The sequence below is a fragment of the Devosia sp. genome, assembly GCF_017307495.1.
GTDB lineage: Bacteria > Pseudomonadota > Alphaproteobacteria > Rhizobiales > Devosiaceae > Devosia_A.
Map to the genome: position 1 here is coordinate 316,979 of NZ_JAFKHE010000015.1, position 19,598 is coordinate 336,576.

Genomic DNA, 19,598 nt, shown 5'->3' on the forward strand with positions numbered 1-19,598 from the left:
CACAACCGGAAAGTCACCGTTGCGCCGGCTGGACAAGCCCCATCCATAGTGTCAAAAGAACGCCCAAATCACGCGCCTTTGAGGGCGGGGTTGGCTATGGCTCGCGTAGCAGCCGCCAACGGGCTCCGAGGCGCTGATCAAGGCACAACAGACGGAAGCTTACCTTGGCGACGCAATCCAATCTGGCACATCAGGACGCCCCTCAACCGGGACGGCGCGATTTTCTCTACGTCGCGGCCGGCGCCGTCGGGGCGGTGGGCGTGGCGGGCGTTGCCTGGCCACTGATCAACCAGCTCAATCCAGATGCTTCGGTGCTGGCCCTGGCCAGCATCGAGTTCGATCTGTCGGGCATCGAGGAAGGCCAGTCGGTCACGATCAAGTGGCGCGGGCTGCCGGTTTTCGTTCGCCACCGCACCGCGGCCGAGATCGAAGAAGCCAAGGCTGTTCCGCTCAACGAACTCAAGGATCCGGAGACGGACGAGCAGCGCACCAAGCAGGGCCACGAGCAGTGGCTGATCATGATTGCCAACTGCACGCACCTGGGCTGCATCCCGGTGGGCGAGTCGGGCGAGTATGACGGCTGGTTCTGCCCGTGCCACGGCTCGGTCTATGATACAGCCGGCCGCATTCGTAAGGGCCCCGCACCCAAGAACCTGGTGGTGCCGCCCTATGAGTTCGTTTCCGACACTCTCGTGCAGATCGGTTGAGGGGAGCGTCCAGAATGGCTCACGAATCCAGCTACGTCCCCGGTAACGCCGTCGAGAAGTGGATCGACGATCGCCTGCCGATCATCCGGTGGTCCAAGGAACACCTGATGGACTACCCGACTCCGAAGAACCTCAACTACTGGTGGACCTTCGGTGCGATCCTCGCCTTCATGCTGGTGGTGCAGATCGTCACCGGCATTGTGCTGGCGATGCACTATACCCCGCATGTCAGCCTCGCCTTCGACTCGGTGGAGCATATCCGCCGCGACGTGAATGGCGGCCGCATCCTCCAGGCCGTGCACGCAGTGGGCGCCTCGATGTTCTTCGCGGCGGTCTATATCCACATGTTCCGCGGCCTGTACTTCGGCTCGTACAAGGCACCGCGCGAGATCCTCTGGATCCTCGGCGTGCTGATCTTCGTGCTGATGGTCACCACCGCCTTCATGGGCTACGTGCTGCCGTGGGGCCAGATGAGCTTCTGGGCCGCGACCGTGATCACCAACATCCTGGGCGCCATCCCGGTGCTCGGCGAACCGATCCTGCAGCTGCTGCGCGGCGGGTTCGCGGTGGACAACGCCACGCTCAACCGCTTCTTCTCGCTGCACTACCTGCTGCCGTTCGTGATTGCCGCCGTCGTCGCGCTGCACATCTGGGCGCTGCACGTGCCGGGCAACAACAACCCGATCGGCGTCGAGGTCAAGAACAGCCGCGAAACGGTGCCCTTCCATCCGTACTACACGATGAAGGACCTCTATGCGGTGGTGCTGTTCTGCATCCCGTTCGCCTGGTTCGTGTTCTTCGCGCCGGACCTGCTCGGGCACCCCGACAACTACATCATGGCCAACAGCCAGGTGACGCCGACCCATATCGTGCCCGAATGGTATTTCCTGCCGTTCTACGCGATCCTGCGCGCCATCGACTTCAACATCTTCTTCATCGACAGCAAGCTGGGCGGCGTGATCTTCTTCGCCGGCGCCATCCTGGTGCTGTTCTTCGTGCCGTGGCTTGACACCAGCAAGGTCCGCTCGGGCTCGTTCCGCCCGGTCTTCAAGTGGTTCTACTGGCTGTTCGTGATCAACTTCGTGATGCTGACCTGGCTCGGTTCGGCGCCGGCGGAAGGCATCTACGTGCTGATCGCCAAGCTGTGTACCGCCTACTACTTCATCTACTTCCTCGTCGTGCTGCCGCTGCTCGGCCGGTTCGAGAAGCCCCGGCCGCTGCCGGAGTCGATCACCGAATCGGTACTGGCCAAGCACAAGGCACCGGTGGCCCAGCCTGCCGCTGCCGCGACGACCCACTGAGACCTCGGGGCCCAACGCCAATGATCAAGACCAAAAGCATTATCGGCGCCCTGCTGGTGAGCCTGCTGTTCGCCGCGGTTCCGGCCGCTGCCCAGGACGCGCACGCGGCGCCCGAGATCAAGAAGGAAGCGTGGAGCTTTGCGGGGCCGTTCGGCACCTACGACCGCAACCAGCTGCAGCGCGGCTTCCAGGTGTTCAAGGAAGTCTGCTCCAGCTGCCACTCGGCGCACCTGCTGGCCTTCCGCAACCTCAGCGAACCGGGTGGCCCGGAGTTCACCGAGGGGCAGGTGAAGGCGCTCGCGGCGTCGTACGAGATCAACGATCCGGAAGCAGCGGGCGGCAAGCGCCCGGGCATCGCCGCCGATCGCTGGCCGTCGCCGTTCGCTTCGGAGCAGGATGCCCGCGACGCCAACGGCGGCGCGCTGCCGCCGGACATGTCGGTGCTGGCCAAGGCCCGCGGCACGACGCAGCCGTTCCCGTGGTGGATCCTCAACTACTTCACCGCCTATGCCGAGGGCGGCCCGGACTACATCCACGCGCTGCTCAACGGCTATGAGGAGACGCCGCCCGAAGGCGTGACGATCCCGGACGGCAAGCACTACAACCACTACTTCCCGGGCAATGCCATCGGCATGGCGCCGCCGCTGAGCGATGGCGCCATCACCTACGAGGAAGCCGCCAACGGCACCACCGTGCCGCAGACGCTCGACCAGTACTCGCGCGACGTCTCGGCGTTCCTGATGTGGGTGGCCGAGCCGCACCTGGTCGAGCGCAAGGAAGCCGGCATGCGGGTGATGGTGTTCCTGGTGGTGTTCGCGGCGCTGATGTTCCTCGTCAAGCGCAAGCTCTGGGCCCGCGTCGAGCACTGAGCCGAAGGCGCCAGCAGCAACAATTCAGGCGGGCCCTGCGGGGCCCGCTGTCGTTTGCGGCAGCGCCTCCCTTGCGATGTGGGACGGCATCGCCGATACTGCCGTCGAACCTGATCCGGGAGGCCGCCATGTCGATCATCCGCAGCGCCATGACTGCCGCCGCGCTGGCGCGCACGGTGATCGCCCATCCGGCGGTCAGGGCCGGCATCGCTGCCGCGCCGCTGTTGCTGACGCCGCAGGTCAAGGCTGCGGCGCGCGAGGCCACCCTCAACGGCGCGTACAAGGCGGGTGTCCTCGCCCGCAAGATCGTCGAGAGCACAAAGCGCTGAGGCGCCTGCGAATACCGGGCAGGCAATGGCGAATGGGGCTTCCGGTTGCCAACGGCGGCCAATAAGCTCGCCCGTCGCTACTCACTATCGGCTATCCACTCATCCATGCTCGACCTCAAATCCCTTGTCCGCTCCATCCCCGACTATCCCAAGAAGGGGATCCTGTTTCGCGACATCACCACGCTGATCGAGAACCCCGAAGGGTTCAGGGAGAGCGTCGACCGGCTGGCCAACATGCATCGCGGGCTGGGCATCACGCACGTCGCCGGCATCGAGGCGCGCGGCTTCATCTTCGGGGCCGGGGTGGCGATCGCGCTGGGTGTCGGCTTCGTGCCGGTGCGCAAGAAGGGCAAGCTGCCGGGCGAGACGATCGGCCAGAACTATGCGCTGGAATATGGCGTCGACACGATCGAGATCCATGCCGACGTGCTCAACCAGGGCGACCGGGTGCTCCTCGTCGACGACCTGATCGCGACCGGTGGCACCGCGCTTGCGGCAGTGTCGCTGCTGCGCCGGACCGGCGCCGACGTGTCGCATTCGGGCTTCGTGATCGACCTGTTCGACCTGGGCGGCGCCCACAAGCTGCGCGAGGCCGGGGTGAAGGTCGAGGCGCTGATTCCGTTCGAGGGGCACTGAGCCCGTCGGTAGCAAGCGGGCCGTCAGGTCCTGTCCGTCCGGATCATTTCAATGGCGAGGCGCGCGGGCACCCTGCGCTCGTCGAGAGGCTGAACCCCTCACCCGAGCTGCGCTACCCTCTCCCCCTCAGGGAGAGGGGGGTGAACCGGCCTAGCCGCGCGGGTGGCAGGTGAGGACGTTCTTATCGACCGTGTAGAGTTGCAGCACGTCCTTGCCGTCGGCATCGAAGCCGAGGATGGCGGAGGTGATGCCGGCCCCGGTGACCAGGTTGCCATCGAGGAAGGTCACGCCGTTCGAGGCCATCTCGGCGTTGCCCGAACCGGAGGCGGCGCTGCCGTAGTTGGCCGAGGCGTAGCCATAGGAGCCGGCATAGATGGTCAGCAGGCCGGCGCGGGTGCCGTCGATATTGGCCCGGCAGCCCCAGTTGCCCTCAACGCCGACACCGGTCATCGACTGCGCGGCGGCCGGCGCGGCAAGGGTGGCCAGTGCGAAAAGGGCGATGGCGAGGCGCATGGGCGATTCAGCTCCGTTGGGCGAGCAACTTCCCCAATCCGGGGAGTTTGGTCAACGCCTCGAGGATCGCCAATCGAAGCGGCATTTTGAAGTCACGCAGCTTTGAGAAGCCAACCAGTTCGGCGTGATAGACGCGCTCGCCATGCTGGTTCACCGCATCGATGCTGTTGAACAGCAGCCCCCAGCCGGGGATGGAGTTGGACGGCCGCTTGCCGGTGACGGTGAGGGTATAGGTCACGGTGTCGCCGGGGCGGACCGGGGCCTTGAACTCCATCCGGTTGACGCCGGGGGAGGGGCCGGAGACGCCGGGTTCCTGCCCGAGGCTCTTCAGCCGGACCTCCTCGGCCTCGAGCGCGTCGACCATCTTGCGGTGACCGATCAGCACCGTATGCCAACCCGAGGCGATGAGCCCGCCGAAATGGCTGTGGGCGGCGGCGTTCGGGTCGACGTGGAAGTACTGCGGGTCATAGTCACGGCCGAAGGCGCGGATTTCGTCTTCCGTGAAGGTGTGGCTGCCGAGCGGGAAGGGCTCGTCGATGGTGATGTCTTCGAACCAGCGGGTCATGGCTGGCCCGCCGGTTCGGCATCCCCGGGCTGCTCGGACGGAGCCTGCATGCCGGCCTCCGGGTCGCGCGCCTCGACGAGATTGGCGAGCCGCATGGACATCACCGGCTGACCCTTCTGGTTCTTCACGTCGAGATCGATCGAGACGATGCCCCATTGCGGATGGTGGCGCGAACGGCGGAGTTCGGCCAGCGTGGCGGTGGCCCGGATGGTGTCGCCCTTCATGACCGGCCGCTTCCACTTGAGGTCGGAGAAGCCGAGGCCGCCGGCGGACGCGATCTTGCTGAGGAAGGCGTCGCCGAGCAGGCGCAGGGTCAGCGCCGCGGTCTGCCAGCCGGAGGAGGCGAGGCCGCCGAGCAGGGAGCGTTTCGCCGCCGCTTCGTCGAGGTGGAAGGGCAGGGGATCGAACTCGCGCGCGAAGGCGAGGATCATCTGCCTGGTCACGAGCGTGGAGCCGAGGTTGATGGTCTCGCCGACGACGAGGTCCTCGAAATGGCGCCGATCGGCGGTGACGGGGTTCATGGTGGTTGACGTATACGTCAATCGCTCCGGTCGGGGCAAGTCACGGCCGCCACGCGTAGACGGCGGCGGGAACGGTGGCGCCACCGAATTCGGGGACATGGTAGCTGGCCAGCAGCGTCATTCGGGGCAGGGGCAGGTGCTTGCGGCCGGGATCGCCGACCAGCACCGGGATGCCGGCGCCGCGGAAGCGGTCGAGCAGGAGTGCCGACTGCCGCGCGGCGCTGGCGTCGTAGAATACGTCGCCAGCGAGGACGAGGTCGACCCTCGGCAGGGGATCGAGCCCGGGCAGGATCGCCACGTCGACCTCGTTAGCCGCGGCGTTGAGCGCCGTCGCGGCCAACGCATAGCGATCGAGGTCAGTTGCGAAAGCGGTGGTGGCGCCGGCCTGTGCGGCGGTGATGGCGACGATGCCGCAGCCAGAGCCGAGGTCGAGCACGGTCCGGCCGGTCACTGTCGAGGGGTGCTCGGAAATATGGCGAGCCAGCGCCGCGCCGCCCGACCAGACGTAGGCCCAGTAGGGCGCGGCGCGCGTTTCGTCCTCGAGGCGGCGCAGGCCGCTGCCGGGGTGGGGCGTGTAGAGCCGGATGTGCGGGAAGCCGCGGGCCGGCTCGAGCCGCAGGTTGGTGCGGATGAACTCCGCCGGGCTGGCAGCTGGAGCGGCCGGGCTCAGTTAAAACCCCAGATGGCCGCGACGCTGAACAGGCCGCAGAACAGCAAGTAGCTGACGAGGCCGAACCCGATCAGCCAGACCGGCAGCCGGTGGCGCGCGTCGGACGAAATCACGCCGACCCAGCCCAGCATGCCGATGCCGCCGAGCAGGAGGAAGAACAGCACGCCGAACCAGCCCATCATGTCGAAGACATAGCTGACAACGAGCGGTGAGATCGCCGCGGCGACGGCGGTGACAGCCAGCCACCTGGCTCTCGCCTCGCGGCGTTCAATGGCGACGATCACGCCGAGGACCAGCAGCACCATGCCGGCGACCGGAAGCACTGTCTGGACGACAACCTGCCCGCCCAGCAAGGCGGCAGGTGCGCCGAAGTAGGCGGACGTCATCGCCCACCAGGTCGAGATCATGTTCTGCAGCATCGCCCCCTCCAAATGCCGAGCTCGTGGCACCCTGAACCGCAGTGCCGGCAGCCACGGGTCATTCCCGTGACAGCGGGAACCTCCGTTTTTCGATGCCCCCCCCCACGGGAGTCCCCATCTCCTCGGAGGCGACCCGCTGGCTAATCCAATGCCTGCCGAAGCGGCCCGTCAGGTGTTGAACTTGAACAGCATCACGTCGCCGTCCTTGACGACGTAGTCCTTGCCCTCGTCGCGGGCCTTGCCCGCTTCCTTGGCCGGCACTTCTCCGCCAAGCGAGACATAATCATCAAACGCAATGGTTTGTGCGCGGATGAAACCGCGCTCGAAATCGGTGTGGATGACGCCCGCCGCCTGCGGTGCGCGATCGCCCTTGTGGATGGTCCAGGCGCGCGCTTCCTTCGGGCCGACGGTGAAATAGGTCTGCAGGCCAAGCAGTTGGTAGGCTTCGCGGATCAATCGATTCAAGCCGGGCTCGTGCAGCCCGAGCGAGTCCAGGTACTCGTTCTGCTCCTCGTCGGGGAGCTGGGCGAGCTGGCTCTCGATCTCGGCCGAGATGACGATCACCGCGGCGTTATGCTGCCTGGCATAGTCCTCGACCTGCCGGGTCATGGCGTTGCCGGTCGCGGCCGAGCCTTCGTCGACGTTGCAGACGTAGAGGGCGGGCTTGGAGGTGAGCAGCTGCAGCTCGCGGAAGGCCTTTTCCTCGTCTTCGGTCCGCTTGACCAGCCGGGCGGACTTGCCGTCGCGCAGCAGGGCGAGGGACCGGTCGATCAGGTCCAGCGTCAGCTTGGCGTCCTTGTCGCCCTGCTTGGCCTTCTTCTCGATCCCGGTGCGGCGCTTCTCGAGGCTCTCGAGGTCGGCGAGCATCAGCTCGGTCTCGACCACTTCGGCATCGGCGATCGGGTCGACCTTGTTGGCGACGTGGATGATGTTGCCGTCCTCGAAGCAGCGCAGCACGTAGGCGATGGCGTCGCATTCACGGATGTTGGCGAGGAACTGGTTGCCCAGCCCTTCGCCCTTGCTGGCGCCTTTCACCAGGCCGGCGATGTCGACGAAGCTCATCCGCGCCGGGATGATCTGCTGGCTCTTGCCGATCTCGGCGAGCTTGTCGAGGCGCGCGTCGGGGACCGCCACCTCGCCGGTATTCGGCTCGATGGTGCAGAACGGAAAGTTCGCGGCCTGGGCGTTCGCGGTGCGGGTCAGCGCGTTGAAAAGCGTCGACTTGCCCACGTTGGGCAGGCCGACGATGCCCATCTTGAAACCCATCGGGAATTCTCCTGGTTGCGAGCGCAGCGGCCGCCGGGAGGGGGCGCAGATCGCGAGGGTGAGATAGAAGCCGGGGCGCGTCAGGTCAAGCGCTGCTCCGGCGGCCCGGCAATGTGACTAGAGGTGGAATTCTCCGGACGATTCCGGTTGGTAGACGACCCGGTCGATCAGGATGCGTCGCGTCCGATCCGAAACCATCCAGTCGATGGCGTCGCCCTCCTGATAGCCGAGGATGGCGGCGCCGACGTCGGAGAGGACCGACAGCTTCCCGGCGCGCTCATCGGCGTCTTCGGGATAGACGAGGGCCACTTCCTTCTCCTCGTCGTCCACATGCAGCAAGACCCGGGAGTTCATTGTCACGACCTCCCGCGCGACCTGCAGGGGATCGACGACAATGGCCCGTTCGATCTCGTGCTCTAGGTCGACGAGTGCCGGTCCCTGCTCGACCCAGATCAGGGCCTGGAGCCGCTCCTTGTCCATCTCCGTGATGTAGATGTCGGCGGAGGCCATGGCGCCCTCGCGCAGGAGCTTGAGGTAACGCCCCGACGTGAGGGACAGCGAGTTGAGCGTCGGCGTCTCGCGGTGCGGGAGGAAGCCGCTCCGCTCGAACGCCTTCAGCGAGCGCGCGTTGTCGGGGTGGATCTTGGCGATGACAGTGTCCGCCCGCATCTCGAGGAAGGCGAGCTTCAGGCCTTCGCGGATGGTGCTCGCGCCGAGCCGGCGACCCCAGTTGTCATGGTCACCGATGACGAGCACGATCTCGCAGTCGCGGCCGGTCTTCACCAGGCGGACGAAGCCGACGGGAACGTCGTCCCGGTCATGCGCCATGAAGAAGCGGCCGCCCTGGTTGAACAGATGCGTCAGGATCGGCAGTTGCGTGCGGTCTATGGCCTCCGCGATGAAACGGGACACGCTGCCCGAATCGCTCAGGTAGCGGGTGACGCGCTCATCTTCCAGCCAGTCCATCAGGACCAGTGCGTGGGTGCGGGTGATTTCCGGACGCAACGAAACGAAAGGTCTGTTCATCTTCGCCACCTTCAGGTGCAAGAATGAAAGCCTGTCCCGGCCGCAGCCGCGCTGGTTCTTTCGAGTTGGTGCTAGTGCTTGCGGCCTCATAACAAGACCCGACCACGAAGGCCAGTCGGCGGCGCCAGCGTTCGCGTGACCAGCGTGCGCCAGGGGCACCGCGGCGCAGGCCGCCGGTAGCGAGCGGCTCAGTCCTTCTTGCCGAAGAGCTTCTTCAGCATGTCCGCCATGGGCCCGGTGTCGGGCACCTTGGCCTGGGGCCCGGCGGGCCGCGCCTGGCGGATATGCGACTGGGCCGGCGCCTTCTTGCGCGTGGGGTCAGCCGTGTCGGGCCGCTGGGTGCGCTCGGCGCCGTCACCCTGCACGGCAATCGCCAGCTTGTTCATCAGGCCGTTGTCATCGCCCTTGACGATCAGGGCCGCATTGTCGGCGATCGCGTCGAGCAGGGGAACAAGCCAGGCCTGCTGCTCGGCCTTGCTGAAGTCGCCGAGCACGTGCGGCATCACCAGGTCCTTGTGGCCGGGATGGCCGACGCCGAGGCGGACGCGGCGATAGTTGGTGCCGATCTGCGGGTCGATCGAGCGGATGCCGTTGTGGCCGCCGGCGCTGCCGCCGACCTTGACGCGGGTCTTGCCGGGCGCGAGGTCGATTTCGTCGTAAAGAACCGAGATGTCGGCGGGGCCGAGCTTGTAGAAGGCCGCGACCTTCTGCACGCTGTCGCCGGACGAGTTCATGAAGGTCTGCGGCTTGAGCAGCAGCACGCGCTCGCCGTCGATGGTACCTTCCGAGATCAGCCCCTGGTACTTCTCCCGGAAGGCGGGAAAGCCGTGCCCGCGCGCGATGGCGTCGACGGCGAGGAAGCCGATATTATGGCGGTTGTTGCGGTATTTGTCCCCGGGATTGCCGAGGCCGACGATGAGGTGCATCGGCTGATGATCCTGGCAGTGGGGAAAGAGAGGGTGGGCGGACCGAAGCCCGCCCAGCAGCACTTAGGCCTTGGCTTCGCCTTCGGCAGCCGGAGCGGCCTCGGCAGCTCCCTCGGCTTCTTCCGAGCGCAGGCCCGACGGAGCAACGATGGTGGCGATGGTGAGATCGGCCTCGTGGCTGTGGTCGACGGCGCCCTGGGGCAGCTTGATCGAGGAGATGTGGACGCTGTCACCAACGTCGAGACCGGCGAGATCGACGACCACTTCCTCGGGGATGTGGTCGGCGTCGACGGTCAGGTCGAGCGTGTGGTGGACGATGTTCAGCACGCCACCGCGCTTGATGCCCGGCGAGTCTTCCTCGTTGATGAACTTCACGTGCACCTGGACATTGAGCTTGGTGCCCTTGCCGACGCGCAGGAAGTCGACGTGCAGCGCCTTGTCCTTGACGGGATCGAGCTGGTAGTCGCGCGGAATGACGCGGTGCTTTTCGCCATCAACATCGACGGTGATGATGTGGGACAGGAAGCCACCGGCGTAGATGGACTTCATTGCCTCGTTGTACGAGATCGAGATCGGCAGGGGAGCCTTCTTGTCACCATAGATGACGGCGGGAATGAGCCCCTCACGACGCAGTGCACGAGCGGCCCCCTTGCCCACCCCGCTCCGCGCCTGAGCCTTGAGCTCCTTAGCAGCAGTAGCCATTGAATGATCCATTCATGGGTTGGTGTGAACTTCGAAACGTCAAAGCTCACGCACCCGTCCTCCAGGGGTGACGGGTGCTTCATGGGCGGTGGCTATAGTGGAAGACGCCCGGCTGGGCAAGGGTTTCAGCGAGCGGCCCGCTGGGACTCGATGCCTTGCCTCCCTCCCCCTTGAGGGGAGGGATCGAGGGAGGGGGTGGTGCGGTGATCGCCGATGGACCCCCACCCCCAGCCTCTCCCCTCAGGGGGGAGGGGAGCTCCATCAACCATCCGCCAGCCGTGCCAGCTTGCCCTGGAGGTAGTGCCGCACGGCGGGATCGGTGGTGAGGCCGAGGTTTCGGCGAGCGGCCCGGGTGGAACTCGATGCCTTGCCTCCCTCCCCCCTTGAGGGGAGGGATCGAGGGAGGGGGTGGTGCGGTGATCGCCGATGGACCCCCACCCCCGGCCCCTCCCCTCAAGGGGGAGGGGAGCTCCATCAACCATCCGCCAGCCGTGCCAGCTGGCCCTGGAGGTAGTGCCGCACGGCGGGATCGGTGGTGAGGCCGATGGCGACCGAAAAGGCTTCGTGCGCCTCGTCCTTGCGGCCGGCGCGGGCCATGAGATGGCCGCGGGCGGCCCAGTAGGGCTGGTAGTCGGCCATGCGCCGGTCCTCGGCGAGGGGAGCGATGGCGGCGAGGGCCACTTCCGGACCCTCGAGCTCGGCGATGGCGACCGCCCGGTTGAGTACGATGACGGGGGAGTTGGTCAGGCGGAGCAGGTGGTCGTAGAGGGCGACGATCGCCGGCCAGGTGTTGGCGCCGCCGAGCCGCCGCGCGACATGGGCCGACTGGATGGCGGCCTCGAGCTGGTAGCGCCCGGAGGGGCCGGCCGCGCTGGCCTCGCGCAGCAGGGACTCGGCGAGGACGATCAGTTCGCGCTCCCAGAGCGCGGTGTCCTGCTGGTCGAGCGGAACGAAGGCGCCGCCGGGGCCGCGGCGGGCCGGGTTGCGGGAGGTGGTATAGAGCATGAGCGAGAGCATGCCCTTGGCCTCGGGCTCCTCGGGCAGCAGCGAGGCGACGAGGCGGGCCAGCCAGATGGCTTCGTCGGCGAGTTCGGGCGTCGCGGCTTCGCCGAGTTCGTTCCAGCCCTTGGTGTAGGCGGCATAGATGGCGTCGAGCACGGCCTCGAGCCGCCCGGGCAGTTCTTCCTTGTCGGGCACCGCGAACGGGATGCCGGCCTCCCTGATGCGGGCCTTGGCGCGCACGAGGCGCTGGCCCATCGTGGCGGGCGGGATGAGGAAGGCGGCGGCGATATCGATGGCGGTCAGCCCGAGGATGGTCTGCAGGATCAGCGGCGCCCGCATGCCGCGCTCGATGGCGGGATGGGCGCAGGCGAACATCAGGGAGAGGCGGCGGTCGGGAAGGGCATCGCCGTCCTCGGCGGCGGCTTCGATCTCGTCGGCGATCAGCTGCAAGTGATCCTCCCCCGCATGGCGTGTCTGGCGGCGGCGGAGGGAATCGGTCTGCCGTCGGCGGGCGACGGTCAGCAGCCAGGCGTCGGGATTGTCGGGCACGCCATCGCGCGGCCACAGGCGCAGCGCCGCGGCAAAGGCCTCGCCCAGCGCATCCTCGGCGCCCGCGACGTCGCGCGTCCGGGCGGCGAGGAAGGCGACGAGGCGGCCATAGCTTTCGCGCGCAACGCGCTCGGCGGCCCGGGCTGCCTCGTCGGCATGGCTCACTTCAGTTGCCCGGCCGGGGTTCGTGGACGGGACGCACCTCGATCGTGCCGAAGCGCGAACTGGGGCAGCGCCGGGCCCAGGCCACGGCCTCCTCGAGGCTCGGCACGTCGACGAAGAAGTAGCCGGCGAACTGCTCCCTGGTGTCGGCATAGGGGCCATCGAGGATTTCGGCACGGCCGTCGCCGGTGCGGACGATGGTCGATTTCGCCGATGGCTCGAGCCGCTCGCCGCCGCTGAGCCCAGCCTTGGCCAGGGCCTCGTTGAAGGCGGCATAGTCGGCCCACAGTTCCTTCTGCGGGGCGGCGGCGAGGGCGGCCTCGTCGTGGTGGATCAGCATCATGTAGCGCATGGATGTCTCCGGTTTGTTGGCCGGGATTTTCGGTCCCGATACGGCAATGACGGGGCGATGCCGCCGAATTCGACTTGCTGCCGCAAATTTCCCGGAGGCGGCTGGAGGATCGGCCTCCGGCCCGTCAGTAGCCGGGAACCAGCGCGCGAACCTCGATCGGACCCCACTGAGCGGCAGGGCACTTGCGGGCCCAGTCGAGCGCCTGATCCATGTCCTTGGCCTCGATGATGTAGAAGCCGCCGAACTGCTCGCGCGTTTCGGCATAGGGGCCGTCGTGCACCTTGAGCTCGCCGTCGGGGTTGGTGAAGGCCTTGCCGTCGAAGCTCGGTCGGCCGCCTTCCATCCTCAGCGTCCGGGCGTCCGGGGTCCGGGCGAGGGGTGCGGTCATCACGAAGGCGCCGGCTTTCTCGAGCGCGGCCTGGTAGGCGAACATCGTCTCCATCGCCTTCTCCATCCGGTCGGGCGGGATGGCGGCGCCGGCCTTCTCGTCGGCGTAGAGCATCAGCATGTAGCGCATCGCGTTCTCCTCGTTCGGCACCATAGCCCTTCAGGGCAATGTCGGGCGAGGGGCGCGGATTTCGACCGGGCCAAGGATATTTCTCGCAGCCGCCTTCCACACCGGGTCTTTTCCGCGAAAGCGGGAACCTCTGTTTGCGGTGCCCGAAAAACGGAGATCCCCGCTTTCGCGGGGATGACATCGAGCTTGTGGCAACGATTGGAGCCCGTCCTTGGGCTAGTCGAGCAGACTTGAGACCGACTGCTCGGAGGCCGTGCGGGCGATGGCTTCGCCCATCAGCGGAGCGATCGAGATGCGGCGGATGTTCTTCGCTGCCTTGACGGCGTCGGTCGCCATGATGGAATCGGTGATCACCAGCTCCTTGAGGCGCGAGGCGGCGATGCGCTCGGCCGCCCCCTCGGACAGGACGCCGTGGCTGATATAGGCCGAGACCTCCGTCGCGCCGGCCTTCAGCAGTGCCTCGGCGGCATTCACCAGCGTGCCGCCGGAATCGACGATGTCGTCGATCAGGATGCAGGCATGGCCTGAAACGTCGCCGATGATGTTCATCACCTCCGACACGCCGGCGCGGGGCCGGCGCTTGTCGACGATGGCGAGGTCGGCGCCGATGCGCTGGGCGGTGGCGCGGGCGCGGGCCACGCCGCCAACGTCGGGCGACACGATCATCACCTTGCCCTTGGTATAGTTCTCCTGGATGTCGCGGACCATGACGGGCGCGCCATAGAGGTTGTCGGTCGGGATGTCGAAGAAGCCCTGGATCTGGGCGGCGTGCAGGTCGAGGGTGATGACGCGGTTGACGCCGGCCTCGGTGATCAGGTTGGCGACCAGCTTGGCCGAGATCGGCGTGCGCGAGGCCGACTTGCGGTCCTGACGGGCGTAGCCGAAATAGGGGATCACCGCCGTGATGCGGCGCGCCGAGGAGCGGCGCAGCGCGTCCGACAGGATCAGCAGCTCCATCAGGTTGTCGTTCGCCGGGAACGAGGTCGACTGCAGGATGAAGACATCCTCGCCGCGCACGTTCTCGTGGATCTCGACGAAGATTTCCTTGTCGTTGAAGCGCTTGACCGTGCAGTCGGTCAGCGGGACCTCGAGATAACTCGCAACGGCTTCGGCAAGGGCGCGGTTGGAATTGCCGGTGACGAGTTTCACGCGCGCGCTCCGAGGCTATCGGCCGGGCGGGGAGTTGCCGGCTCCTGATGCGCGGGTCTCTAGCGGACGGCGTGCCGGTGCGCAATGCGCCTTGTGACGGAGGGATGAATGATTCTTGCGGAGGTGGAGGGGGCAGCAAGACTCGGTGTCATTCCCGCGAAAGCGGGAATCTGCGTTTGGATGGTCCGGCAAACAGAGATCCCCGCTTTCGCGGGGATGACCCGGGGGAGGGTAGAGGCTGTCGCCGCCCGGCGCCCCCTACAGCCCACCCAGCCCGATGACGCTCAGCTGCCGTCCCGTCTTGGTGCCCTGGTGGGTGGCGTAGCGGTGGGAGAAGTATTTCTTGGGCTCGGCATAGGTGCAGGTGCCCAGGTCGTCGACCACACCGACCCCTGCCGCGATCAGGTGGTCGAAGACGAAGCCGGGGAGATCGAAATGCTCGCGGCCGTCGCCGGGCCTGGTAATGCGGTTCTCCGCATCGCGATGGTCGCGCAGCAGGTTGGCGGCAAATTCGGGGCCGACTTCGTAGTTCGGGCCGGAAATCGTCGGGCCGATGGCGGCGACGATGCGGTCGGGCCGTGCGCCAAGCTCGACCATGGCGGCGACGGTGGCTTCGGCGATGCCGCCCACGGCGCCCCGCCAGCCGGCATGGGCGGCGCCGATGACGCGCGCCTCGGAGTCGGCAAAGAGGATGGGCGTGCAGTCGGCGGTGAGGATGCCGAGCGCCAGCCCGTGCACACGCGTGACGAGTGCATCGGCCTCGGGCCGGTCGTCCGGCGATGGCTGGCGCGTGACCTCGAGCACGGTGACCGAATGGACCTGCTTCACCGTCACCAACTGATCGGAGGAAAAACCAAGCAGGCCAGCGATCTGGGCGCGATTCTCAAGAACATGATTCCGCTTGTCGCCGGACGATTCCGAGACGTTCAGCGAAGCGAACTCGCCGGTGGAGACGCCGCCGCGCCGGCCGAAGAAGCCGTGCCGGACGCCGGTGAGGCGCTCGAGGGCGCGGCTCGTTTCGAAGGGAATGCTCATGCGGGGAATCCGAGGGCTGCGATATCGCCGGAGTGCGCGCAGAAGACCTTGAACAGGGTGCCCATTTCCTCCGGCGCAGTCAGCCGCTTCAGCGCCGCGCCGATTTCGTCCATGCGCTCGGGATTGGCGCGGGCGAGGGCGGTGGCGCGCTCGACGATGCCGAGGCCGCCGAGGAAATCGCGCTGGGTGGACAGCTTTTCGACCGTGAGGCCGACCTCTTCCGCCACGATACGCAGCGCGCCGAAGCTGACATGGGCGCTGAGATCGATCTCACCGGGCGCCTCCAGCGGATCGACATAGGCGTGGTTGCGAACGGCCTGCAGGGTCTCACCGGTCTGGATGTCGCCGTAGCCATAGTCGATGGCGAGCAGCGCGCCGCGCTGGTTGCGGATGCGGGTGCCGAGCTGATGGATGATGTCGGCGGAGGCGAGGCTGACTTCGTAGATATCGCCGGGCGCGGCGCCGCGGACCTCTTCGGGCATGGAGGCTTCGGGGATGGGTATCGGCGACAGGCCAAAGACGCGCTTGCCGTTGCGCAGACCCACCTGCCGCTCGTGCCAGGTGTCCTCCCCTTTGACGAACTGGCGGATCGGCATAGCGTCGAAGAACTCGTTGGCGACGACAAACAGGGGGTCGTCGGAAACCGCGTCGATCTCGGAGGCCCAGTAGGGATTGTACTGGCCCAGCCGCTCGGCCTGCTGGGCCTTGAGCGCCGGATTGGTCTCGAACAGCTGCAGGTGGCAGGCATCGAGGAAGCCCTCGGCCTTGGCCGCGACGCGCAGCGCGTCCTGCATCAGCGTGCCGCGGCCGGGGCCGAGTTCGAGCAGGGTGAAGCTCGGCGGCTCGTCCATCTGCTGCCACAGGTTGACGAGGAAGAAGCCGACCAGTTCCCCGAACATCTGGCTGATCTCGGGCGCGGTGACGAAATCGCCGCCGGCGCCGAGCGGGTCCTTGCCGGTATAGTAGCCCGAGCGCGGGTGGGTGAGGGCGAGGCTCATGTAGGTCGCGATCGACATCGGGCCGTTCTGGCTCAGCTGCATGTCGATCAGCTCGCCCAGGCTATGGTCGTCAGCCACGGCTCTTCCTCAGCGCGTACAGCACCAGCGCAATGCCGGCGACGAGGATGGGCAGGCTCAGCACCATGCCCATGGTGAGCCAGCCGCCATAAAGGTAGCCGATCTGGGCGTCGGGCAGGCGGAAGAACTCGACGAAGATGCGGCTCAGCGCATAGCCGATGCCGAAGATGCCGGCGACGAGGCCGGGGCGCTTCAGCGCCTTGAAAAGATTGGTGGCGATGCGGATGACGATGAACAGCAGCACCCCCTCGAGCAGCGCTTCGTAGAGCTGGCTCGGATGGCGCGGCAACTGCTCGGGATCGGTGGGAAAGACGACGGCCCAAAGCAGATTCGTCGGCGCGCCGTAGAGTTCGCCGTTGATGAAGTTGGCGACGCGGCCGAGGAAGAGGCCGATGGTGCCGATGGCGCCGAGCAGATCCAGCCCCGAGAGGATGTTGCCGCCCTTGTGGCGCACGAACAGGGCCATGGCGATCATGATGCCGACCAGCCCGCCGTGGAAGCTCATGCCGCCATCCCACAGCGCGATGATCTCGCCCGGGTTCGCTGCATAGTAGGGCAGATTGTAGAACAGCACGTAGCCGATGCGGCCGCCCAGCACGATGCCGACCACGGCCCAGAAGGCGAAATCCCAGATCGCCGCCGGCTCGAACGGGGGGCGATTGTCCTTCCACAGGCCATGCCGTTTCAGCAGCGTCGTCGCATAGGCCGCGCCGCCGAGCACGCCGACGAGGTAGGCGAGCGCATACCACCGGACGACGAACGGGCCGATGGCGAAGGCGACGGGATCGACGTTGGGAAAGGGCACGGTGGGCTCCGGGCAGAGATTTCCTCGGGGCGCACGCTCGTAGCGGAAAGTCCGCAACCTTTCCCGAGCGCGCTCCAGTGGAGTAGGTGAGACCTTTTAGCCTCCGGCTGGCTCTGGTCAAGGCGTGCCGACCCGCCTAAATAGCTCGGTGGAACCCGTTGGGAGGACATGTCCGATGAGCCAGGGCAGCAAGCTATTCGACGAGCTGGGCAAGCTCATGAACAATGCCGCTGGCGTCGCCGACGGGGTGCGCCGCGAGATCGAGACAGTGGTGAAGTCCCAGCTCGAGCGGCTGGTGGCGGACATGAACCTGGTCAAGCGCGAGGACTACGACGCACTGCGCGAACTGGTGCAGGCGCAGAGCGCCGAGCTCAAGGCGCTGAAGACCGAGGTCGAAGCGCTGAAGTCGAAGGGCTGACCGGCAAGGTGCGGCTCGCCGTCATTTCCGATGTGCACGGAAACCTGCACGCGCTCGACGCGGTGCTCGAGGATATCGCGCGGCAGAATGTCGATGCCACCCTGGCGCTCGGGGACTTCCTGAGCGGCCCCGGCGATCCGACCGGCGTCGCCGACCGCTTCATCGAACTCGACATGCCGTCGGTGCGCGGCAATCACGACCGCTACATCGTCGACGGACGCGAGAACGACTGGCACATCGACGCCCTGGTGCGCGACCAGCTCGACGAGCGGCAGCGTGCCTGGCTCGCGGCGGTGCCCCCGACACTGCTCCACGAGGGCGATGTCTTCCTCTGTCACGGCACCCCGCGCGACGACAACGGCTCGTTCATGGACCACATGGTGGGGAGTATCGCCGCCATGCAGTCGCGCGAGCATATCGAGGCGCAAGCCGCGGGCTTCGATCATGCGGTGCTGCTGTGCGGCCACACGCACGTCCCGCGCAGCCTGCGGCTCAACGATGGCCGCCTGGTGGTCAACCCGGGCAGCGTCGGGCTGCCGTTCGAGATCGGCTCGCCCGATGCGCGCTATGCCATCATCGAGAAGCGTTCGGCCGGCTGGAACACGGAGTTGCACGCCGTTGCCTACGATCATCGGGCAGCAGCCAGGCAGGCGCTTGACCGGGGTTACCCCCGGTGGGCCGAGGCGCTGACGTGGGGATGGGCCAGTCCGAGCGAGCTGTAGCGGTCGCGGGCCGCAATTGCTGGAGAGGGTTACGGCATGAGAATCGCGGTGATTTCCGATGTGCATGGCAACCGGCTCGCCCTCGAGGCCGTGGAAGCCGACATCGCCATGGTCGGAGTGGATGCCACGATCAACCTCGGCGACCTGTTCGCCGGGCCGCTCGACCCGATCGGCGCGGCCGACCTGCTGATCGAGCGCGACTACCCGACGGTCATCGGCAACCACGATCGCTACATCGCGCACGGGCTGCCCCAGTCGAAGCAGCCGGTCGACCAGTTCGTGACCGAACGGCTGAAGCCGGTCCATCTGGAGTATCTGCGCAGCCTGCCGGCGACGCGCGACATCGAGGGCGAGGTATTCCTCTGCCACGGTACGCCGGCGAGCGACGAGGAACCCTGGCTCGACGGCTGGTGGACCGGCCGCACGGTGACCATGCCCGGCGAAGCCGAGGTCACCGCCAAGGCGGATGGACTCGAGTTCCCGGTGCTGCTGTGCGGTCACACGCACGTGTCGCGCATCGTGCGGCTCAGGGATGGACGACTGGTGGTCAATCCCGGCTCGGTCGGGCTGCAGTTCAACTACGGGGCCCCGGACGCGCGCTACGCCGTGCTCGAGCGGCACGGTGGACAATGGGCGGCCAGCATCCGCGCCGTGCCCTACGATTTCGAGGCCGTGGCCCAGCAGGCGATCGCCAACGGCTTCCCGCTATGGGCCGAGGCGATCCGTACCGGCTGGGCCAGCGCAATCGGGCTGTTCTAGTCGCTTCACCTTCAGTCTGAAACGAGGCAGCGCTCTTGCCCTGTTCCACGGGTCATGCTGGCGCAGGCCTGCATCCATCCTGGGGGCGGCTTCGTCCTCGCGCTCCACACCCGCCAGCTGTCGTCCGGACGCAAGGCAGGACCCAAGCTCGACCGGTGCGCGGGGCTCCACCCCACCCAGTTGCGCTAGGCCCTCGCTGCCGCGAGGACCAAGCTCCACTACCCTCCCCATCGAGGGGAGGGAGACGCAAGAACCGAAGCCTGCAGTCTGGTCTCCCTCCCCCTTGCGGGGCTTCGAGCCGTGCCGAAGGCAAAATCGCTCCGGTGGAGCGATTTTAGGGGATAAGGCCATGAGAGCTGTGCTCGAATGGCTGGTAGCGACGCTTGACCGCGCCAGCGGGCTAGCAGAGCTAGGGTGGGGGGTGGCCCCACATACCGGCCCATCCAGAAAAAACTTGTCCCCCTACACCCACGCCCCCTTATCCTGCCGCCGTCCTACCACGGGCGGGCGGTCGCGACGAACGGACGGTGGCTGGATATCGAGGGTCATGGGAGTCGTCCCATGGCGGGTCGGTGTCGTGGGCAACCGGCCGACTGGTCAGG

Annotated in this window: 24 protein-coding genes; 8 read left to right on the forward strand and 16 right to left on the reverse strand. The window is 66.9% G+C overall.

The genetic code is table 11. From position 1 onward, the window contains the following. Nucleotides 1–182 precede the first annotated feature (182 nt). From petA to J0I99_RS07880, 5 genes are all read left to right on the forward strand, one after another. The gene (gene petA, locus J0I99_RS07860) at nucleotides 183–707 is read left to right on the forward strand and encodes a ubiquinol-cytochrome c reductase iron-sulfur subunit (protein ID WP_291394158.1); all 525 of its coding nucleotides are present in this window, start codon (nucleotides 183–185) and stop codon (nucleotides 705–707) included. Between the two features lie 14 nt (nucleotides 708–721). Then, entirely contained in the window at nucleotides 722–2,008 is a 1,287-nt protein-coding gene (locus J0I99_RS07865; RefSeq protein WP_291394147.1) for a cytochrome b N-terminal domain-containing protein, read from the forward strand. A 20-nt stretch (nucleotides 2,009–2,028) separates the two neighbouring features. Next, the gene (locus J0I99_RS07870; RefSeq protein ID WP_291396978.1) at nucleotides 2,029–2,877 is read left to right on the forward strand and encodes a cytochrome c1; all 849 of its coding nucleotides are present in this window, start codon (nucleotides 2,029–2,031) and stop codon (nucleotides 2,875–2,877) included. A 128-nt stretch (nucleotides 2,878–3,005) separates the two neighbouring features. After that, nucleotides 3,006–3,206, forward strand: a complete 201-nt coding sequence (locus J0I99_RS07875; RefSeq protein WP_291394149.1) for a hypothetical protein — start codon at nucleotides 3,006–3,008, stop codon at nucleotides 3,204–3,206. A 105-nt stretch (nucleotides 3,207–3,311) separates the two neighbouring features. Next, on the forward strand, nucleotides 3,312–3,842 hold the full coding sequence (locus tag J0I99_RS07880; protein ID WP_291396979.1) for an adenine phosphoribosyltransferase: 531 nt from the start codon (nucleotides 3,312–3,314) through the stop codon (nucleotides 3,840–3,842). Nucleotides 3,843–3,992: 150 nt separating this feature from the next. Here J0I99_RS07880 and J0I99_RS07885 read toward each other — a convergent pair whose 3' ends face one another. The 16 genes from J0I99_RS07885 to lgt form a co-directional block, all read right to left on the reverse strand. After that, nucleotides 3,993–4,355 carry a hypothetical protein gene (locus tag J0I99_RS07885; RefSeq protein WP_291394151.1) on the reverse strand — a complete coding sequence of 121 codons (363 nt, stop codon included), beginning with the start codon at nucleotides 4,353–4,355 and terminating at the stop codon, nucleotides 3,993–3,995. A 7-nt stretch (nucleotides 4,356–4,362) separates the two neighbouring features. Continuing rightward, nucleotides 4,363–4,920 (reverse strand): MaoC/PaaZ C-terminal domain-containing protein, encoded by a 558-nt coding sequence (locus J0I99_RS07890; RefSeq protein WP_291394152.1) that lies wholly within the window; start codon nucleotides 4,918–4,920, stop codon nucleotides 4,363–4,365. Continuing rightward, complete coding sequence (locus tag J0I99_RS07895) at nucleotides 4,917–5,462, reverse strand: MaoC family dehydratase (protein ID WP_291396980.1); 546 nt, start codon at nucleotides 5,460–5,462, stop codon at nucleotides 4,917–4,919. The genes J0I99_RS07890 and J0I99_RS07895 overlap by 4 nt, the downstream gene beginning before the upstream one ends. A 19-nt stretch (nucleotides 5,463–5,481) precedes the next feature. Next, entirely contained in the window at nucleotides 5,482–6,111 is a 630-nt protein-coding gene (locus tag J0I99_RS07900; protein WP_367115361.1) for a methyltransferase, read from the reverse strand. Then, nucleotides 6,108–6,530, reverse strand: a complete 423-nt coding sequence (locus tag J0I99_RS07905) for a hypothetical protein (protein ID WP_291396981.1) — start codon at nucleotides 6,528–6,530, stop codon at nucleotides 6,108–6,110. Before J0I99_RS07905 ends, J0I99_RS07900 begins: the two co-directional genes overlap by 4 nt. A gap of 168 nt (nucleotides 6,531–6,698) precedes the next feature. Continuing rightward, nucleotides 6,699–7,796, reverse strand: coding sequence for a redox-regulated ATPase YchF (gene ychF, locus J0I99_RS07910; protein ID WP_291394155.1), 1,098 nt, complete (start codon nucleotides 7,794–7,796; stop codon nucleotides 6,699–6,701). 117 nt (nucleotides 7,797–7,913) lie between these two features. Beyond that, nucleotides 7,914–8,822: a GNAT family N-acetyltransferase gene (locus J0I99_RS07915; protein ID WP_291396982.1), complete on the reverse strand. Its 909-nt coding sequence runs from the start codon at nucleotides 8,820–8,822 to the stop codon at nucleotides 7,914–7,916. Nucleotides 8,823–9,010: 188 nt separating this feature from the next. Then, on the reverse strand, nucleotides 9,011–9,748 hold the full coding sequence (gene pth / locus J0I99_RS07920; protein ID WP_291396983.1) for an aminoacyl-tRNA hydrolase: 738 nt from the start codon (nucleotides 9,746–9,748) through the stop codon (nucleotides 9,011–9,013). A 63-nt stretch (nucleotides 9,749–9,811) separates the two neighbouring features. Continuing rightward, nucleotides 9,812–10,450 carry a 50S ribosomal protein L25/general stress protein Ctc gene (locus tag J0I99_RS07925; protein ID WP_291396984.1) on the reverse strand — a complete coding sequence of 213 codons (639 nt, stop codon included), beginning with the start codon at nucleotides 10,448–10,450 and terminating at the stop codon, nucleotides 9,812–9,814. Nucleotides 10,451–10,924: 474 nt separating this feature from the next. Then, complete coding sequence (locus tag J0I99_RS07930; RefSeq protein ID WP_291396985.1) at nucleotides 10,925–12,166, reverse strand: DUF6596 domain-containing protein; 1,242 nt, start codon at nucleotides 12,164–12,166, stop codon at nucleotides 10,925–10,927. 1 nt (nucleotide 12,167) lies between these two features. After that, nucleotides 12,168–12,515 carry a YciI family protein gene (locus J0I99_RS07935; protein ID WP_291396986.1) on the reverse strand — a complete coding sequence of 116 codons (348 nt, stop codon included), beginning with the start codon at nucleotides 12,513–12,515 and terminating at the stop codon, nucleotides 12,168–12,170. A gap of 124 nt (nucleotides 12,516–12,639) precedes the next feature. After that, nucleotides 12,640–13,032, reverse strand: coding sequence for a YciI family protein (locus tag J0I99_RS07940; RefSeq protein ID WP_291396987.1), 393 nt, complete (start codon nucleotides 13,030–13,032; stop codon nucleotides 12,640–12,642). A gap of 216 nt (nucleotides 13,033–13,248) precedes the next feature. Continuing rightward, entirely contained in the window at nucleotides 13,249–14,181 is a 933-nt protein-coding gene (locus J0I99_RS07945; protein WP_291390932.1) for a ribose-phosphate pyrophosphokinase, read from the reverse strand. A gap of 258 nt (nucleotides 14,182–14,439) precedes the next feature. Continuing rightward, nucleotides 14,440–15,216 (reverse strand): peptidoglycan editing factor PgeF, encoded by a 777-nt coding sequence (gene pgeF, locus J0I99_RS07950; RefSeq protein ID WP_291396988.1) that lies wholly within the window; start codon nucleotides 15,214–15,216, stop codon nucleotides 14,440–14,442. Then, on the reverse strand, nucleotides 15,213–16,292 hold the full coding sequence (locus tag J0I99_RS07955; RefSeq protein WP_291396989.1) for an SAM-dependent methyltransferase: 1,080 nt from the start codon (nucleotides 16,290–16,292) through the stop codon (nucleotides 15,213–15,215). Before J0I99_RS07955 ends, pgeF begins: the two co-directional genes overlap by 4 nt. Further along, the gene (gene lgt / locus J0I99_RS07960) at nucleotides 16,285–17,097 is read right to left on the reverse strand and encodes a prolipoprotein diacylglyceryl transferase (RefSeq protein ID WP_291390924.1); all 813 of its coding nucleotides are present in this window, start codon (nucleotides 17,095–17,097) and stop codon (nucleotides 16,285–16,287) included. Before lgt ends, J0I99_RS07955 begins: the two co-directional genes overlap by 8 nt. Nucleotides 17,098–17,272: 175 nt before the next feature. Here lgt and J0I99_RS07965 point away from each other — a divergent pair, with 175 nt between their 5' ends. The 3 genes from J0I99_RS07965 to J0I99_RS07975 are packed head-to-tail and all read left to right on the forward strand — an operon-like array spanning nucleotide 17,273 to nucleotide 18,996. Further along, entirely contained in the window at nucleotides 17,273–17,515 is a 243-nt protein-coding gene (locus J0I99_RS07965; protein ID WP_291396990.1) for an accessory factor UbiK family protein, read from the forward strand. An 8-nt stretch (nucleotides 17,516–17,523) separates the two neighbouring features. After that, nucleotides 17,524–18,237 carry a metallophosphoesterase family protein gene (locus tag J0I99_RS07970; protein WP_291396991.1) on the forward strand — a complete coding sequence of 238 codons (714 nt, stop codon included), beginning with the start codon at nucleotides 17,524–17,526 and terminating at the stop codon, nucleotides 18,235–18,237. 36 nt (nucleotides 18,238–18,273) lie between these two features. Continuing rightward, entirely contained in the window at nucleotides 18,274–18,996 is a 723-nt protein-coding gene (locus J0I99_RS07975; RefSeq protein WP_291396992.1) for a metallophosphoesterase family protein, read from the forward strand. Nucleotides 18,997–19,598: the final 602 nt, after the last annotated feature.

Excerpts from the sequence above, each read along its gene's own strand:
- J0I99_RS07865 (WP_291394147.1), top strand. The coding sequence starts at position 722 with ATGGCTCACGAATCCAGCTACGTCCCCGGTAACGCCGTCGAGAAGTGG.
- J0I99_RS07870 (WP_291396978.1), top strand. The coding sequence starts at position 2,029 with ATGATCAAGACCAAAAGCATTATCGGCGCCCTGCTGGTGAGCCTGCTG.
- J0I99_RS07875 (WP_291394149.1), top strand. The coding sequence starts at position 3,006 with ATGTCGATCATCCGCAGCGCCATGACTGCCGCCGCGCTGGCGCGCACG.
- J0I99_RS07880 (WP_291396979.1), top strand. The coding sequence starts at position 3,312 with ATGCTCGACCTCAAATCCCTTGTCCGCTCCATCCCCGACTATCCCAAG.
- J0I99_RS07885 (WP_291394151.1), bottom strand. The coding sequence starts at position 4,355 with ATGCGCCTCGCCATCGCCCTTTTCGCACTGGCCACCCTTGCCGCGCCG.
- J0I99_RS07890 (WP_291394152.1), bottom strand. The coding sequence starts at position 4,920 with ATGACCCGCTGGTTCGAAGACATCACCATCGACGAGCCCTTCCCGCTC.
- J0I99_RS07905 (WP_291396981.1), bottom strand. The coding sequence starts at position 6,530 with ATGCTGCAGAACATGATCTCGACCTGGTGGGCGATGACGTCCGCCTAC.
- ychF (WP_291394155.1), bottom strand. The coding sequence starts at position 7,796 with ATGGGTTTCAAGATGGGCATCGTCGGCCTGCCCAACGTGGGCAAGTCG.
- J0I99_RS07915 (WP_291396982.1), bottom strand. The coding sequence starts at position 8,822 with ATGAACAGACCTTTCGTTTCGTTGCGTCCGGAAATCACCCGCACCCAC.
- pth (WP_291396983.1), bottom strand. The coding sequence starts at position 9,748 with ATGCACCTCATCGTCGGCCTCGGCAATCCCGGGGACAAATACCGCAAC.
- J0I99_RS07925 (WP_291396984.1), bottom strand. The coding sequence starts at position 10,450 with ATGGCTACTGCTGCTAAGGAGCTCAAGGCTCAGGCGCGGAGCGGGGTG.
- J0I99_RS07935 (WP_291396986.1), bottom strand. The coding sequence starts at position 12,515 with ATGCGCTACATGATGCTGATCCACCACGACGAGGCCGCCCTCGCCGCC.
- J0I99_RS07940 (WP_291396987.1), bottom strand. The coding sequence starts at position 13,032 with ATGCGCTACATGCTGATGCTCTACGCCGACGAGAAGGCCGGCGCCGCC.
- pgeF (WP_291396988.1), bottom strand. The coding sequence starts at position 15,216 with ATGAGCATTCCCTTCGAAACGAGCCGCGCCCTCGAGCGCCTCACCGGC.
- J0I99_RS07965 (WP_291396990.1), top strand. The coding sequence starts at position 17,273 with ATGAGCCAGGGCAGCAAGCTATTCGACGAGCTGGGCAAGCTCATGAAC.
- J0I99_RS07975 (WP_291396992.1), top strand. The coding sequence starts at position 18,274 with ATGAGAATCGCGGTGATTTCCGATGTGCATGGCAACCGGCTCGCCCTC.